Source organism: Nonomuraea sp. JJY05 (assembly GCF_043496855.1).
Lineage (GTDB): Bacteria > Actinomycetota > Actinomycetes > Streptosporangiales > Streptosporangiaceae > Nonomuraea.
Window position 1 is genome coordinate 153588 of the sequence record NZ_JBIEIS010000011.1, and the last position, 15499, is coordinate 169086.

17 protein-coding genes and 1 riboswitch are annotated in these 15499 nt (G+C 73.0%); of the genes, 5 read left to right on the plus strand and 12 right to left on the minus strand.

The window, feature by feature from the left end; genetic code table 11:
* Positions 1-2: 2 nt before the first annotated feature.
* From ACFKCF_RS19320 to ACFKCF_RS19335, 4 genes are read right to left on the minus strand one after another with little or no spacing between them, the layout of a single operon-like run.
* Entirely contained in the window at positions 3-2120 is a 2118-nt protein-coding gene (locus tag ACFKCF_RS19320) for a magnesium chelatase subunit D family protein (RefSeq protein ID WP_394495333.1), read from the minus strand.
* Positions 2117-2731, minus strand: coding sequence for a histidine phosphatase family protein (locus ACFKCF_RS19325; protein ID WP_394495335.1), 615 nt, complete (start codon positions 2729-2731; stop codon positions 2117-2119). The genes ACFKCF_RS19320 and ACFKCF_RS19325 overlap by 4 nt, the downstream gene beginning before the upstream one ends.
* Complete coding sequence (locus ACFKCF_RS19330) at positions 2677-3408, minus strand: CbtA family protein (RefSeq protein WP_394495337.1); 732 nt, start codon at positions 3406-3408, stop codon at positions 2677-2679. Before ACFKCF_RS19330 ends, ACFKCF_RS19325 begins: the two co-directional genes overlap by 55 nt.
* Before the next feature lie 9 nt (positions 3409-3417).
* Entirely contained in the window at positions 3418-3606 is a 189-nt protein-coding gene (locus ACFKCF_RS19335) for a CbtB-domain containing protein (protein ID WP_192784851.1), read from the minus strand.
* A gap of 34 nt (positions 3607-3640) precedes the next feature.
* Positions 3641-3770, minus strand: a riboswitch (cobalamin riboswitch).
* Positions 3771-3873: 103 nt separating this feature from the next.
* On the opposite strand from ACFKCF_RS19335, the gene ACFKCF_RS19340 reads away from it, so the two are divergent.
* A complete protein-coding gene (locus ACFKCF_RS19340) occupies positions 3874-4614 on the plus strand; it encodes a dienelactone hydrolase family protein (protein ID WP_394495338.1) in 741 nt (246 codons plus the stop codon).
* Positions 4615-4618: 4 nt separating this feature from the next.
* Here ACFKCF_RS19340 and ACFKCF_RS19345 read toward each other — a convergent pair whose 3' ends face one another.
* Positions 4619-5812, minus strand: coding sequence for a cytochrome P450 (locus ACFKCF_RS19345; RefSeq protein WP_394495339.1), 1194 nt, complete (start codon positions 5810-5812; stop codon positions 4619-4621).
* Positions 5813-5933: 121 nt separating this feature from the next.
* A complete protein-coding gene (locus ACFKCF_RS19350) occupies positions 5934-6455 on the minus strand; it encodes a GbsR/MarR family transcriptional regulator (protein WP_394495341.1) in 522 nt (173 codons plus the stop codon).
* Positions 6456-6557: 102 nt separating this feature from the next.
* Here ACFKCF_RS19350 and ACFKCF_RS19355 point away from each other — a divergent pair, with 102 nt between their 5' ends.
* Complete coding sequence (locus ACFKCF_RS19355) at positions 6558-7733, plus strand: cytochrome P450 (RefSeq protein ID WP_394495343.1); 1176 nt, start codon at positions 6558-6560, stop codon at positions 7731-7733.
* A gap of 21 nt (positions 7734-7754) precedes the next feature.
* Here ACFKCF_RS19355 and ACFKCF_RS19360 read toward each other — a convergent pair whose 3' ends face one another.
* The gene (locus tag ACFKCF_RS19360; RefSeq protein WP_394495344.1) at positions 7755-8393 is read right to left on the minus strand and encodes an NAD(P)-dependent oxidoreductase; all 639 of its coding nucleotides are present in this window, start codon (positions 8391-8393) and stop codon (positions 7755-7757) included.
* A gap of 1 nt (position 8394) precedes the next feature.
* Positions 8395-9294, minus strand: a complete 900-nt coding sequence (locus tag ACFKCF_RS19365) for an EamA family transporter (RefSeq protein ID WP_394495346.1) — start codon at positions 9292-9294, stop codon at positions 8395-8397.
* 77 nt (positions 9295-9371) lie between these two features.
* Here ACFKCF_RS19365 and ACFKCF_RS19370 point away from each other — a divergent pair, with 77 nt between their 5' ends.
* Positions 9372-9875, plus strand: coding sequence for a MarR family winged helix-turn-helix transcriptional regulator (locus ACFKCF_RS19370; RefSeq protein WP_394495348.1), 504 nt, complete (start codon positions 9372-9374; stop codon positions 9873-9875).
* A gap of 194 nt (positions 9876-10069) precedes the next feature.
* Here ACFKCF_RS19370 and ACFKCF_RS19375 read toward each other — a convergent pair whose 3' ends face one another.
* The 4 genes from ACFKCF_RS19375 to ACFKCF_RS19390 are packed head-to-tail and all read right to left on the minus strand — an operon-like array spanning position 10070 to position 13608.
* Positions 10070-10993, minus strand: a complete 924-nt coding sequence (locus ACFKCF_RS19375) for a pentapeptide repeat-containing protein (RefSeq protein WP_394495350.1) — start codon at positions 10991-10993, stop codon at positions 10070-10072.
* 45 nt (positions 10994-11038) lie between these two features.
* The gene (locus ACFKCF_RS19380; protein WP_394495352.1) at positions 11039-11791 is read right to left on the minus strand and encodes a GNAT family N-acetyltransferase; all 753 of its coding nucleotides are present in this window, start codon (positions 11789-11791) and stop codon (positions 11039-11041) included.
* A gap of 1 nt (position 11792) precedes the next feature.
* Positions 11793-12569 (minus strand): polyprenyl diphosphate synthase, encoded by a 777-nt coding sequence (gene uppS, locus ACFKCF_RS19385; protein WP_394495354.1) that lies wholly within the window; start codon positions 12567-12569, stop codon positions 11793-11795.
* Positions 12556-13608, minus strand: coding sequence for a small ribosomal subunit Rsm22 family protein (locus ACFKCF_RS19390; RefSeq protein WP_394495356.1), 1053 nt, complete (start codon positions 13606-13608; stop codon positions 12556-12558). The genes uppS and ACFKCF_RS19390 overlap by 14 nt, the downstream gene beginning before the upstream one ends.
* 148 nt (positions 13609-13756) lie before the next feature.
* Between ACFKCF_RS19390 and ACFKCF_RS19395 the strand changes: the two genes are divergently transcribed.
* Both ACFKCF_RS19395 and ACFKCF_RS19400 read left to right on the plus strand, forming a co-directional pair.
* Complete coding sequence (locus ACFKCF_RS19395) at positions 13757-14620, plus strand: alpha/beta fold hydrolase (protein WP_394495357.1); 864 nt, start codon at positions 13757-13759, stop codon at positions 14618-14620.
* 236 nt (positions 14621-14856) lie between these two features.
* Positions 14857-15447, plus strand: coding sequence for a cyanamide hydratase (locus ACFKCF_RS19400; RefSeq protein WP_394495359.1), 591 nt, complete (start codon positions 14857-14859; stop codon positions 15445-15447).
* Positions 15448-15499 lie beyond the last annotated feature (52 nt).

Consider the following 15499-nt stretch of genomic DNA (forward strand, 5'->3'; position numbering starts at 1 on the left):
GGTCAGACCGCCTTCCTGTGGTCACGCACGACCGACCCGAGATCGGCCAGGGAGTCGAGGGGGACGAGCCGGGCCCGCAACCGGGCCGCCAGCCGGACCGCGAGGCCCAGCCGCACCGGGCCGCTCTCGCAGTCCACGACCACCGCCGCCGTGCCCTCCAGCAGCGCCGCCGCCCGGTCCACGTCGCCGCCCGCCGTGGCGCGCCCGTCCGTCACCAGCACCAGCAGCGGCCGCCGCGCCGGGTCGCGCAGCCGCTCCACGCGCAGCACCTCGGCGGCCCGCGCCAGCCCGGCCGCCAGCGGGGTGCGCCCGCCGGTCGGCAGCGAACGCAACCGCGCCGCGCCCGCCTCCACCGACGAGGTCGGCGGCAGCGCGACCGCCGCGTCCCGGCCGCGGAAGGTGACCAGGCCGACCTTGTCGCGCCGCTGGTAGGCGTCGAGCAGCAGGCTGAGCACCGCCGTCTTGACCGCGGTCATCCGCCTGCGCGCCGCCATCGAGCCGCTCGCGTCCACCACGAACAGCACGAGGTTGCCCTCCCTGCCCTCCCGCACCACCTCGCGCAGGTCGTCCTCGCGCAGCACCAACCCGGGGCCGCGGCGTCCGCGCCGCAGCTGGTGGGGCGCCGCGGCCAGCAGGGTCGCCGTCACGTGCAGGTCGCGCACGCGTCCGGCGGGGCGGCGCGAGCCGGTGGCGCGGCCTTGCGGGTTGCGCGAGCGCGACCGCCGCCCCGCCGCGCCCTCGCCGACGCCGGGCACCTCCAGCAACGGCACCCGGTACGGCACCGCCACCCCGGCCACGTCCCCGCCCTGTTCCTTCGACGCGCCTTGGCCGGTCACCGACGACGCCGTGCCCTCGGCGTCCTCAGCCGACGATGGGTGCCCGCCGTCAAACGGACGTCCCCGCGACCGCCCGCCATCCGCCCCGAACCCGTCGCCGTCAGGGCCGTCTTCGAGATCGCCTCGGGGACCGCTGCCCTCGGGCCGGCCATCGTCAGATCCGCCGGGTGGCGGGGTGCCGTCTCCGGTCGACGGGGGCGAGCCGTCCGGACCGCCAGGTCCGGAAATATCAGGACCTCCGCCGTCGGGATCGTCCGGATCCTCCTCATCCCCCGACGTCCTCGCCAGCAGCTCGTCCAGCAGGGCCTCGTCCAGCCCGGGCGCGTCGAACGGATCGCGCCGCCGCCGGTGCGGCAGCGACAGCCGGGCCGCGGCGCGCACGTCCTCAGTGGTCACCACGTCCCTGCCCTGCCAGGCGGCGTGGGCGATGGCGGTGCTCGCCGTCACCAGGTCGGCCCGCAGGCCGTCCACCTCGAACGCCGCGCACACGGTCGCGATCTGCCGCAGCCGCGCGTCGGGCAGCCGCACGCCCGGCACGCGGGCGCGGGCCCGGGCGATCCGGCTCGCCAGCGCCGCTTCCTCGGCCGCCCACCGGCCCGCGAACGCGCCCGGGTCAGCGTCGAAGGCGAGCCTCCTGCGCACCACCTCGGCGCGTTCCTCCGGGTTCCTGGACGCCTTGACCTCGACGGTCAGCCCGAACCTGTCCAGCAACTGCGGCCGGAGCTCACCCTCCTCCGGGTTCATGGTCCCGACCAGCAGGAACCTGGCGGCATGCCGTACCGACACCGACTCGCGTTCCACGTAGCACGTGCCCAGGGCCGCCGCGTCGAGCAGCAGGTCGACGAGGTGGTCGTGGAGGAGGTTCACCTCGTCCACGTAGAGGACGCCGCGGTGGGCGGCGGCCAGCAGGCCGGGCTCGAACGCCTTCACCCCTTCCGTCAGCGCCCGCTCCACGTCGAGCGAGCCGACCAGCCGGTCCTCCGAGGCGCCGACCGGCAGCTCCACCAGCGCGGCCGGGCGATCCAGCCCCTGGCTCCCGGGTTCGTGCGGCCCGTCCGGGCATCCGGCGTCGGGGGCGGCCGGGTCGCAGGCGAACCGGCAGCCGGGCACCACGTTCACGGCGGGCAGCTGGGCGGCCAGCGCGCGCACGATGGTCGACTTGGCGGTGCCCTTCTCGCCGCGTACGAGCACGCCGCCCGCCCGCGGGGAGACCGCGTTGAGCACCAGCGCCAGCTTCAGGTCGTCGAGCCCGACGACGGCGCTGAACGGATACGTGACGATCAAATCAGAACCTTCCGGTTGACATGCGCGACCCGCCAGCCGGTGCGCGTGACGGTCAGCTCGGTGACGGACAGCGGCGCGAGATCGAAACGGGCGGCGCTCAGCGGGTCCAGCCCGAGCGCGTGGCCGAGCGCCGCCCGGATGGTGCCCGCGTCGCAGACGGCGACTCCGCCGGGCTCGGCGCGTACCGACTCGAGCCAGGCGGCGACCCGCCGGGCGTGCGCGACCAGGCTCTCACCGCCGTGCGGGACCGCGTGCGGGCCGGCCAGCCAGCTCGCCAGCGCGTCCGGCTCCTCCCGCGCGACCCGCTCGTACGGCAGGCCACGCCACCGGCCGCAATCCACCTCCGCCAGCGCCGGCACCACCCGCACCTCCAGCCCGAGGGCGGCACCGGTCTGACGAGCGGCAGCGCTGGGCGCCACCCACCCCGCCCCAGCCACCGTCCGGGTCAAGGCGGTGGCTCTGGCCAGGCTCGCCGCGTCGGCGTCCTCGTCGGGCGCGGGGAAGCAGGCGGCCCGCATCCCCGGTGTGCTCGCGTGCCGTACGAACAGCACCCCGCTCAGCCCGGTGAGGCGGCGATCGCCGTACGGCGGGCCGCGCGGTCGGCGACCCACCCGAACAGCACGCCGAAGGCCGCCCAGAAGACGAGCTGCGTCCCCAGCGACGCCAGCCTGAACTGCCACAACAGCGTGGCGGGGAAACCTTCGGGCACCTCGTCCACGGTCGGCAGCAGGGCCCACGCCGCGACCACCGGAACCAGGAACGCCGCCACCGCCGCACCCCACCGCGCCCACGGCCCGGCGGTGACCCGGCGCGCGGTGGCCACCGCGATCGCCGTCGCGGCCAGCCCGACGAGGATCGTGACCACGTAGAGGAGGGTGCGGCTGTTGATCGTCTCCGGATCCCCCACGGCAGGCGGGTTGGCCGGATATTTCACGAACGGCACAAGGATCACCGCCACGAACGCCGTCCCGGCGGCGGCGAGGGCCAGCCCGCCGTCCGACCGGGGGCCGACCCGTCCGCGCAGGCCCGCGTACACGAGGGCGAAGATCCCTCCCACGGCCAGCCCGTACAGGCCCGTGGCCAGGAAGAGCCCGGCCTTCTGTCCCGGCCTGCTGACGAGTGCCTCCTCGCCGTGGTCATGGCCGGGCGCTTCCTGGGCGGCGTGGCCCTCCTCCAGCGCGATGGCGCTGTCCACCCCCGGTTCCCCGAAGGCGAAGGCGAAGCCGCCCGCGATCAGTCCGGCCAGCAGGCCCAGAAGCAGGCCCCTGACCAGCAGGGTGCGTACCATGCGCGTGCCTCAGTGGCAGGGGACGCCGAGCAGGTGGCGCCCGTCGTGCATGAGTTCGTGCAGGTAGGCACCGGTTTGCGAGATGGCCCCGTTGTCCATCAGCACCAGGTAGGCGACCAGCAGCAGCACCGGAACGGCGAGCAGCCACAGCCGCAGACGGGGGAAGGGGATTGCCGAAGGAGTGGACAGACCACTCATACATGCCTCCTCAGGGATGACGCGTCCCAACCAACGAGGTCACGAAAGTCCAAGCGACCTGGCTCCCGGGATCTACGTCCCGGATACAGTGGCGCGTCCGCACCGGCATCTCACCGGATTTCCCTTGGACAACCGTGAAATCTACCGGAATTTATCCCTTCCTCCCGTTCGCGTCAATGCCGCCTATCCCCTTTCCGTCCCTCGCCAGGCGGGACAAGTGAGGTGTTACGTTACGTTCCTTGCCCTTGGGTCGGTTAAGGACTGCTGATGAGACAGGACGTACGCATCCCGCTGCCGAACGGCGGCTCGCTGGCCGCGACGGTGGCGCTGCCGCAGGGAACGGCGCCCGGGGCCGGGTGGCCGGGCGTGGTGGTCCTGCACGAGATCTACGGCATCGAACCGGACATGCTGGACGTGGTGGACCTGTTCGCCGAGCACGGGTACGCGGCCGTCCTACCGGATCTCTACAGCCACGGCACCAGGGTCGCGTGCCTGGCGCGGGCCATGCACCAGTTCGTGACCGAGAAGCCGGGTCAGCCGGCCGCCGACATCGACGCCACCCGGCAGTGGCTGGCCGGCCGCGACGACGTCGACGGCGACCGGCTCGGCGTGATCGGCTTCTGCATGGGCGGCGGGTTCGCCCTCGCGTACGCGGCGAGCGCGCCGCCCGGCGTGCGGGCCGCGTCGGTCAATTACGGCGCGGTCCCCCGCGACCAGGAGCGGCTGCGGCCGGTGTGCCCGGTCGTGGGCTCCTACGGCGGCCGCGACCAGGGGTTCCGGCCGCACGGCGCGCGGCTGCGGGAGCACATGCGGGCGCTCGGCATCGAGCACGACGTCGAGATCTATCCGGACGCCGGGCACTCCTTCATGACCGACGGCCATCACCCCGTGGCCAAGCTCGCGCTGTTCCCGCTGCGTCACGGCCTCGTCCGCGCGGCGGCGGACGAGGCGTGGCGGCGCACGTTCGCCTTCTTCGACAGGTACGTGGCAGGCCGCGAGCAGGGGTGAGGCGTCAGACCAGGGGCAGGCGCCGCACACCGGTCATGGTCGGCATGGGCATGAACACCACGGGGTCATCCGGATCGGTGCGCAGGTGGTCGAACCGGTCGAGCAGGATGTTCAGGGCGACCCGGCCCTCCAGCCGGGCCAAGGGGGCGCCCAGGCAGAAGTGGATGCCGCGGCCGAAGGCGAGATGCGGGTTGGGGTCGCGGCGGGGGTCGAAGACGTCGGGGTCGGTGAACTGCCGGGGATCCCGGTTGGCCGCCCCGAGCCAGGCCAAAACGGTCTGGTCGGCCGGGATCGTCACGCCGCCGAGCTCGGTCTCGCGGGTGGTGGCGCGGGCAAGCAGGGCGAACGGGGTGAAGAAGCGCAGGGACTCCTCGATGATCGCCGGGATCGCGGCGCGGTCGGCCCGTGCCCTCTCCTGGTGCTCGGGGAAGGCGTCCAGGGCCAGCACCGTGTTGCCGAGCAGCATCGTCGTGGTGACGTGCCCGGCCAGCAGCAGGACGATCGCGAAGTTGACCACCTGCTCGTCGGGCAGGTGGTCGCCGTCCACCTCGGCCTCGACCAGCTTCGTGAGCAGGTCGGCGCGCGGCTGCCGCCGGCGTTCGGCGGCGTGGCCGCCGAGATAGGCGGACATCTCCCACCACGACTTCATCGTGGTCTCCGTGTCCTGCTCCCGCCGTTCGAAGAGATCGTCGAACGAGACCTTGGTGTCCTGCCGGAACAGCGTGTCGGCCCACTGCTTGAACAGGGCGCGATCGCTGCTGGGCACGCCCAGCAGCTCGGCGATGACGATGACCGGGAGCGGGTAGGCCAGGTCGCGCACCAGCTCGAACCCGCCGCGCTCGCGCGCCGCGTCGAGCAGTTCGTGGGTGACGGCGGCGATCCTCGGCTCGAGGTCCGCGACGACCTTGCGGGTGAAGGCGCTGCTGACGAGCTTGCGCAGCTTGCCGTGCGCCGGCGGGTCGATCTGGGTGATGAAGCCCTCCAGCGACAGCCCTTCCGGCTTCTGCTCCTGGGGGGTCACGCGAAGGACGTCGGAGGAGAACGTCGCTGGGTCGCCGAAGATCTCGTGCACTTCGGGGTAGCCGTAGACGTTCCACATTCCGGCGGCGGCGTGGTGCTCGACCGGCCCGCCCGGCCGCGGGCCGTGCAGCCAGAAGTGTTGTTCGGGGATGTTGTACCGCTCGACGATGTCAGACATCGTCACTCCCTTGGTCGTTGGATGAATTCCCGGTTGAGCGGATCGCACGACCCGGCAGGGGACGCGGTGGCGTCGTGCCGGGGTCCTGCGGTGAACGGCACGTGCTCCTCGACGATCGTGTTCATCCGGAGCCCTGATCGTCGTCTTTCAGCCGCTTGCGATACTCCTCCCAGCGCTGGAGCGACTCGTCCGCGTCGCGCACGAGGAAGGCGAAGAACTCCCTGGTCTCCTCCAGCAGCGCCCGCTGCTCGGCGCGCTCGTCGCCGAGGGTCGACAGGCCGAGGCCCAGCACCTCCGCGATCGGATCGAGGATGGCCAGCCGGACCCGCAGGATGTGGGCCCATCCCCCGCGAACGACCTGGTAGCGGTGCTCACGACCTGACGTGGGGACGCGCTCGACCATCCCGCCGGCCTCCAGCTGCCTGGCGACCGTGCTGACCATGGTCTTGCTGACGCCGAGCTCTTCGGCCAGATCGGTGAGCGACTGGTCCGGCGGGTCGCAGATCAGCAGCCACGCGTACAGGCGGCCCATCGTCCGGCCTCCGGCGAGGCGCTCCATGAGGAGCCCCATCCGGTCGACGAACTCGCTCTCCTTCTGATCCACCTTGGCAACTCCGTGAGCGTCGTAAAGCACGTACTTCACGAAGTCTACGTCGCCGCCTCGCCGGCGCGCGTTGCCGAGCGGTCGCAGATCAAGATACCTTCATCATTCAGATGATGTAATCATTCGAATTTGAGGAGTGGCATGGCCGACGTGCCCGAGATCGACCTGACCGACCCCGCCGTGCTGGCGGACCCGTTCACCGCGTACACGAGCGCCAGGGAGCAGTCGCCGGTGGCGCGGCTGGTGGCGCCGGGGTTCGGCCCGTTCTGGGCGGTGACCCGGCACGCTGAGGCCAGGGCGATGCTGAACGACCCCAGGCTGGCGACGAACGAGCACAGCTACCAGCGGCCCGACGTGCCGGAGCACTGCCTGCCGTACCTGCGGACCATGTCGGAGATGAACGGCGCCGAGCACGCCCGCCTGCGCCGGCTGGTCGCGCCCGCGTTCACGCCGCGCAGGGCGGCCGAGTTCGGACCGCGCATCGAGGCGATCGTGGAGCGGCTGCTCGACGAGCTGCCTACCGAGCTGCCCGACGGGCCGGATCTGCTGGCGCACTTCGCGGGCCCGCTGCCGATCGAGGTGATCTGCGAGCTGGTCGGCATCCCCGTCGCCGACCGTCCCCGCTGGCGCGAGTACGGCGCCGCCGTCGCGGCCGGGCACGGGGAGAGCTTCGGGGACGCCATCCCGCGGATCCTCGAAGGCGCTACCGCCGCGGTCGCCAAGGCCCGCGCGGAGCCGGGCGAGGACCTGATCTCCGACCTGGCCCGCGTCATGGAGGAGGACGGCGACCGGCTCTCCGAGACCGAGCTGATCACCATGATCTGGACGCTCGTCCTGGCCGGCCAGACGCCCACGAACCTCATCGCCAACTCCGTCGCCGCCCTGCTGTCCCACCCCGCCCAGCTCGCCGCGCTGCGGGCCGACCCCGCCCTCATGCCGCGGGCGGTGGAGGAGCTGATGCGCTGGTGCGGGCCGCAGCTGCTGACCATCCCCCGCTTCACCACGGAGGACATCGAGATCGGCGGCGTGGCCGTCCCCAAGGGCGTGCCGGTCACGGCCTCGATCGCCTCGGCGAACCGCGACCCGCGCGTCTTCGACGAACCGGACCGCTTCGACCTGCGGCGCGAGCCGTCGGGGCATCTCGGGTTCGCGCACGGGCCGCACTTCTGCGTCGGCGCCTCGCTGGCCCGCGCGCAGACCGGGATCGCGCTCGGCGCCCTGCTGCGCCGCTTCCCCGGCCTGGCGCTCGCCGGCGAGGTGCGGCACCTGCCCGACCCCGGCACCTGGCGCCTGACGTCGCTGCCCGTGACCCTGTGAGGTGGACGGCGCGCGGAGCGGTCAGTAGCCGACGGTGAACCTGGCGCGGTGGTGCCGGGGGTGCTCGGCCTCGTCGAGCAGCGCGACGGCGAAATCCTCCATGGAGATCGCCGACCTGCCCGCGGCGTCGGCCAGCAGCTCGTCGCCCCCGAGCCGGTAACGGCCGGTACGCTCCCCCGGCTCCAGCAGCGCGGGCGGGCTCAGGTACGCCCAGTCGACGCCCGGCGCGGCCCGGCAGACCTCCAGCTGAGCGTTGCAGGCCAGCGCGATGGGCCGCCACGAGGGCGGGAAGCCGGGGGTCTCGACGACGGTGAGGCCGCCGGTGCCGGGCACGGTCAGCCCGGCCGCGCCGCCGACGAGCAGCAGCCGCACACCGGTCCTCGCCACCCCCGCCAGCAGCGCCTTCGCGGTCGTGACCAGGTCGGCCTCGTGGCCGGGCGCGGGCCGGGTGGCGCTGATGACGAGGTCCTGCCCGGCGCTGAGCGCGGCCACGTCCTCGACCTCCGAGGCGTCGCCGGCGCGGGCGTACGCGGCGGCAGGCAACAGGGGGAAGCGGGCGGGGTCGCGGACGACGGCGGTGACCTCGTGGCCGCGCGTCAGCGCCTCGGCCACGACTCTGCTACCCACGGCTCCGGCGGCTCCGAAGACGGTGATGCGCATGTCAGGACTCCTTTCCGACCAGGACGCGGGGCGTCGCGGTCAACGTGCGGGCGGGCCGGCGCTGGGCCGCGACCAGGGCGGCCAGGACGACGAGCGCGCCGAGCGCCTGGGCCGCGGTCAGCTCCTGGCCGAGGACGAGCCAGCCGAGCGCGGTCGCGACCACGGGGCTGAGCAGGCCCAGGAACGTGACCTTGGTCGCCGACAGCAGCCGCAGGCCCCGGAACCACAGGACGTAGGCGAGCGCGGATCCGATGATCGTGAGGTAGGCGTACCCGGCGAGGTTCGCGCCGGTCAGGGCGGCCGGCGGCGGGCCCTCGACGAGGAGCGCCACCGGGAGCAGCAGCACGCCGCCGGCCACGAGCTGCCAGCCGGTGGTGGCCAGCAGCGGCGCGGGCGACTGCCACCGCTTGCTCAGCACCACGCCCAGGGCCATGACGACGGCGCCGCCGAGCGCCGCGGCCACCCCGAGCGCGTCCAGCCGGGCGTCGGCCCGCAGCACGAGCAGGCTCACCCCGGCCACGCCCGCCACGGCGGCCAGCAGCGTACGCGGGGACAGGCGTTCGCCCAGGAGCCCGGCCGACAGCAGCGCGACCAGCAGGGGCTGGATGGCCCCCACGGTGGCGGCCACCCCGCCGGGCAGCCGGTAGGCCCCCACGAACAGCAGCGCGAAGAACACTCCGATGTTCAGCGCGCCGAGCACCAGGGCGCGCCACCACCAGATGCCCGTAGGCAGGCGGCGGGTGAGGGCGACCAGGAAAAGCCCGGCCGGCAGCGCGCGGATCACGGCGGCCAGCAGGGGGCGGCCGGGTGGCAGCAGCTCGGTGGTGACGAGGTACGTGGTCCCCCAGATGGCGGGGGTCAGCGCGGTCAGCAGGACGGTTCCCGATTGATTTCTTAGCACTAAGACAAAGTATCTCAGCGCTAAGGTACTTGGCGAGGTGATTTACCTCACCGCTAAGGCATCGTTAGGCTGGGGTGGTGGCTGATCACGTCGACCTGATACTCAAGCAATGGGACGCCCAGCGCCCTGACCTGGACGTCTCGCCGATGGCGGTGATCGGGCGGCTGTCGCGGCTGACCCGGCTGATCGACGCGGAGCTGGGCCGTACGTTCGCCGCGCACGGCCTCGACCGGGCCTCCTTCGACGTGCTGGCCACCTTGCGCCGCAGCGACCCGCCGCACCGGCTGACGCCGGCCGAGCTGATGCGGGCCTCCATGGTCACGTCGGGGGCGATCACGCAGCGGCTCGACCGCCTGGAGTCCAGGGGCCTGGTGACCCGCACGCCCAGCGAGGCCGACGGGCGGGTGGTCTACGTGACGCTCACCGACGACGGGTACGCCCTGATCGACCGGGCTCTGCCGGACCACGTCGCGACAGAGGACCGCGTGCTCTCGGCCCTGCCGAAGGAGCGCCGGGACGAGCTCGCCCACACCCTGCGCGACCTGCTGGAGTCTCTGGGGGACACCACCACTCTCACCTGACCAGGCACCTCATGACAGCGCCTTCGGCATGGCTCCCTCGCGCCAGACCGGTCCTTGACGTCGACGCCCGCCACGGTCAGCCCGTCGCGCGGCAAGATGGCGGACGGGACGCGGGTCGCGCCTGCGAGGAAGTCGAGGGGGCGCCTGCTTTCCCGGCCTTGTCACTCCGGCCGGGCGCGCTGTTCAAGGGGAGTTCAGCCGCGGCGCCGGCGGCCGGAGCCGCGGCCCGAGCCGGTCCCGCGTGTGGAGCCCGGATCGCGGCGGGGGCCGGAGCCGGTGCTGCGGGACGGTCGTTCGTAGCGGGTGGCCGGCCAGTGGGCGGGACGGGTGAGGGCAGCCGGCAGGCGGGTCGCGGCGTCGCCGGTGGCGGCGTTGAGCTGGGGCTGGGTGAGGAAGATCGCACCCGACAGGTCCGCCCCCGCCAGGTCGGCCCCCCGCAGGTCGGCCCCGATCAAGTCGGCCTCCCGAAGGTCCGCGCCCCGAAGGTCCGCGCCGATCAGGTACGCCCCGCGAAGGTTGGCGGCACGCAGGTCGGCGCCCGCCAGCTTGGCCCCGATCAGATCCGCGCCCCTGCGCTCCTTGCCCTTGCGCCCGGCCCGGACCAGCTCACTCGTGCGCAGCAGCAGCACGTTGACCTCGGCCCGGTACGCCGGCACGTCCAGCTTCTTCAGCCCGTCCACGCTCTCCCGGCTGAGCCGCTCCGTCGCGTCGAGCGCGTCCCGCAGCTCGGCGTGGAGGGGCCCGGCGGCCTCCAGCGTCAGCGCCTCCGCCAGATACCACAGCAGCTCGTGCAGCTGCCGCACGACGGGGAAGACCGCGTACATCTGCCCCGCCGTGCCGGGCGCCTGCCGCCAGCTCGTGCCCTGGAAGGTGACCTGCGAGACCTTCTGGCCCGCCCCGAAGCAGTCGTACACGGTGCAGCCGGGGAAGCCGCGCTCCCTGAGCTGCGCGTGGATGGAGCAGCGGAAGTCGTCACCCAGGTTGCGGCAGGGCTCCCCGGCCTTCTTGTCCACGGCGAAGTCGGCCGACGCCGAGAACGGCAGCGCGACGCAGCACAGCCCGAAGCAGCTCTCGCAGTCGGCCAGCAGGCCGAGCTCGCGCGGGTTCGTTCCGGGCAACGTGCGGGCCTCCTCGGACGGATACGGTCAGGTCATCAAGGGTACTCACTCGTGGACGTACGGCGTCGTCGTGGTGATCGCCTCGAACCCCAGCCGCAGCAGGATCGGACGGCTCTGATCGGAGGCGTCCACCTGCAGATGGTCGTAGCCGCGGGCGACCGCCTCGCGGGCCCGGTAGTCGATCAGCGCCCGGTAGATGCCCCGCCCGCGCCATTCCGGCACGGTGCCGCCGCCCCACAGGCTCGCGAACCGGGTGCCCGGGTGCAGCTCCATGCGGGCCGCGCTCACCGGCACGTCACCGGCCATCGCGAGGACGGCGACGACCTCGCCGTCGGCGAGCTGGTCGAGCAGCCGTTCCCTGAAGTGCGTGCCGGGAGTGCCGAAGGCGCTGTCGTGCACGCCGGCCATCAGCTCCACGCCGTCGGGGCCGGTCACCGGGACCAGCCGCACCCCCTCGGGCGGCTCCCCGCCGAGGGGCAGCCGCCCGATCTCGGCGATCATCAGCGTCTCGGCGGGCTCGGGGGTGAATCCGGCGGCCAGCAGGCGCCGGTCGAGGTCGCCGGGCCGGTCGTAGCCGTACAGCTTCCACTCGAAGGGCCGCCCCAGCTCCCCGAAGTAGCGCACCTGCTCGGCGATCTCCGCGTCCGCGTCGCGCTCGTCGAGGCCGGACCAGAGCACGCCGTTCCAGCCGTGCTCGGGCGCGACGTGCCGCACCACGTTGCCGACGCGCTCCACCCTGGCCTCCGGCCCGTCGGGGCGGGCCTCCTGGCGCAGCTGCCGGTCGAACAGCTCCAGCATCTCAGCCGCCGAAGCGTCGCTGCCGGGCGGCGAAGCTGCGCAGCGCCCGCAGGAAGTCGATCTCGCGGAAGGCCGGCCAGTAGGCCTCGCAGAAGTACAGCTCGGAGTAGGCGGACTGCCAGAGCAGGAAGTTGGACAGCCGCTGCTCGCCGCTGGTGCGGATCACCAGGTCGGGGTCGGGCTGGCCGGCCGTGTAGAGGTGCGGCGCGATGTCGTCCACGCTCAGCGTCGAGGCCAGCTCCACCATGGACTGCCCGGCCTCGGCCCGCTCGTACAGCAGCTCACGCAGGGCGTCGATCACCTCCTGGCGGCCGCCGTACCCGATGGCCAGCGTGAGGTGGAAACCGGTGGCACACGTACGGGTGGCCTCGACGGCGCTCTTGAGCGCGCGGGCCGTGGTGTCGGGCAACATGTCGAGCAGGCCCGCGACGTGGACGCGCCAGCGGGCGTCCGGCCGGTCCAGCCGCTCGGCGACCATCTGCTCGATCACCCGCAACAGGTAGGCGACCTCCTCGTCACCACGGCGCTGGAGGTTCTCCGTCGAGCACAGGAACACCGTCACATGCTCGATGCCCAGCCCCTCACACCACGACAGCACGTGCGCGATGTGCTCGGCGCCGTACTTGTGGCCGATGCTCGGGCTGGCCAGACCCTGCTGTCTGGCCCAGCGCCGGTTGCCGTCCATGATCAAGCCGACGTGGCGGGGCAGCGGACCCGCCGTGGCCTGACGGCGCAGCCGCCGGGCATAGAGGGAATGAAGAAGATCAGTCGTCCACATCCTCCAAGGATGGCCCACCCGCCGAACCGGAACCGCCCCCTTCCCCATTTCCGTGACCGAGCCGCAAGCCGTCGTCACCCCAGCCGTCGCCCCATTCGACGTCCCTGGCCGCGCGGTAGAGGTCGCCCTGCCGCTTGGACACGATCACGTCCCGGATCCCCTCCTCCCCGGCGCACAGCCGCAGGGACACCACGCCCTTGCGTTTGACCGGGTGGCGCAGGACCCGGGCGTCGGCCCGCTCCCCCGGGACCGCCGTGGCGGCCACGTAGGAGAACTTCTCGTCCTCGAAGCTGAGCGTGCCCGCCTTGATCCGGCGGTGCAGGGACGTCCTGGGGAGCCTGACGGAGAAGTGGCACCAGTCGCGTCCCTGCTCGATCGGGCAGCGGCCGTCGTGGGGGCAGGGGGCGGCGACGCTCAACCCCTGGGCGAGCAGGACCTCTCTGGCCTCGGCGACGGTGGCGTAGCCCGCCGGCGTGCCGGGCTCGATGACGATCACCATGGCCGCGTCCGCGGCCAGCCAGCGGACGATCTCCCGGCGCTTGTCCCGGGGGAGCTCGCCCAGGGCGTACGACATGGTCACCAGGTCGGCCGCGGGCCGGTCGAGCCCGGGGCGCACCGACGCCTGCCGCCAGGTGACCCCGCGCAGGGCCTCGGACGTACGGGCCAGGCGCTTGCCCAGGTCGATGATCTGCGCGTCGTGCTCGATGACCGTGACCCGCTCGATGGACGACCAGGTCTGGTCCGCCGCCCAGATCGCCGCCCCGGTGCCGCCGCCGACGTCGAGGTGGCTCCCGGGCCGGAAGCCCGGGGTCATGGCGGCGGCCTGGCGCATGGCGGTGGCCGCGGCGGCGTAGGTGGCGGGCATCCGGTACGCGGCGTAGGCCGCCACGTCGGCCCGGGACCTGATGTGGGTGCCTCCGCCGGTGGCGGCGTTCGTACGGTAGCGCTCGGTGAGCCGCGCCACGGACTCGGACAGCTCCTGCGGCGAGTAGCCGGACAGGGCCTTGTCCAGGGCGGTTCTGAGTTCTTCTGGAAGCATGGATGGGTTCACCTGTGGTCCGTACGTGGCTTGCCTGCGTCAATCATGCTCGCGGTTCGACGGTGCTCGGAACTCATCCGCCCCGCACGGCTGCGCCCCTGGCGAACGGGCCGATCCCCCGGCCTCGCGCGGCGGTAACGTGCCGAGCGTGCTGATCATCGACGACATCAAGATCGCGTACGAGGAGGCCGGTCCCGCGACTCCCCTGGGCACCGTCGTGCTCGTGCACGGCGGGACGAGCGACCTGCGCCTCTGGGAGCACCAGTTCCGTGCCCTCTCGCAGCGCTACCGCGTGATCCGCTACGACTGGCGCGGCCACGGCCGGTCCGGCGACGCCGAGGGAGAGGTGTGCCATCACGAGGACCTGCTCGCCGTCATGGACGCGCTCGGGGTCGAGCGGGCGGCGCTGGTCGGCAACTCGATGGGCGGCGCGTACGCGATCGAGGTCGCCCTGGCCGCCCCCTCCCGGGTGGCCGCGCTCGCCTTGATCAGCTCGGGCCTGTCCGGCCACCAGTGGCCGCAGGAGATGCTGGAGCAGGCCCGCGAGCGCGTCCACAGCTCGGTGCCGGCCGACCGCCTGGCCCGCTACCGCGCCGGCGCCGCCGGCCACGTGGATCCCGCCGACGTACGCGCGATGGCGGAGGCCCACACGCTCTGGCAGACCGCCGGCCCCGACCGCGGCCGCGACGCGCTCTCCGACGAGGTGTGGGAGTCGGCGGTGGAGATGTGCCACCTGGTGTTCGAGCGCTCCTGGACCGGCCCCCGATCCACCGAACGCCACCTGATCCCGCCCGCGGTGACGCGCCTGCCCGAGATCGCCGCCCCCACCCTGGTGATCAACGGCCTGTCGGACGTGCCCGGCATCCAGCAGGTGTCCGACCTGCTCACGGCCGGCATCCCCGCCGCCCGCCGCATCGACCTTCCCGAGACGGGCCACCTGCCGCCCCTCGAACGCCCCGCCGAGGTGACCGACGCCCTGACAGCGTTCCTGCCGACCGCCTTCGCCTCCTGACCCACACCCCGGCCCGGCCACCGCCCCCTCCACGCCCGCTGCTTCCCATCCGACCGGCGCCGTCCTCAACACCCCCATCTCCCCACACCACAAGGGAGCCGCTCCCCGTATTGGCCGCACCGGGAGCGTGGGCCGGGCCCTGGGCGGACCGGTTGCCCGGTACGGGGTTGCGGGCTACTGGCCGACACTCGCCCAGAACCGAGGTCGCGGCCTGGGTGTAAGGGGAGACTGGGCTCATGTTTCCGGAGACTCCCGCTGCCGCGGCGGCGCTGACGGTGGCCAGGCGTTTCTACTCACCCGCGCTGCTCAACCACTGCGTCCGGTCCTACCTGTGGGGAGCGATGTACGGCGCGGCGCACCGCATCGCCTACGACGACGAGTTGTACTACGTCTCGGCACTGCTCCACGACCTCGGCCTGACGGAGGCGTTCGACAGCCACGCAGTGCCGTTCGAGGAGGCCGGAGGCCAGTTGGCCTGGGTCTTCGGTACGGTGGCCGGCTGGCCGACGGAGCGAGCCGCCAGGGCCGAGAAGATCATCATGCGGCACATGCGCGACGATGTGCCCGCGGCCACCGACCCCGAGGCACACCTGCTGCAGGTCGCCTCCAGCTGGGAGGTCGTCGGGAGGCATGCCGAGCAATTCTCGGCGGACGCACGAGCGGAGATGCTCGCCCACTATCCCCGGCTGGGATTCGGCAGGGATTTCCTGGCGTCCTTCGAGGACCAGGCGAGGCGCAAGCCGGGCAGCGCCGCCGCCGGCTCGGTCCGCAACGACCTCGCCAGGCGAATGGCCGCCAACCCCCTCGAAGACCCCTCACCCTCCTGACCGAGTCCGACGTGGGGATGCGAGGGGGCCTGACCGAAGCACTCGTGTGCGG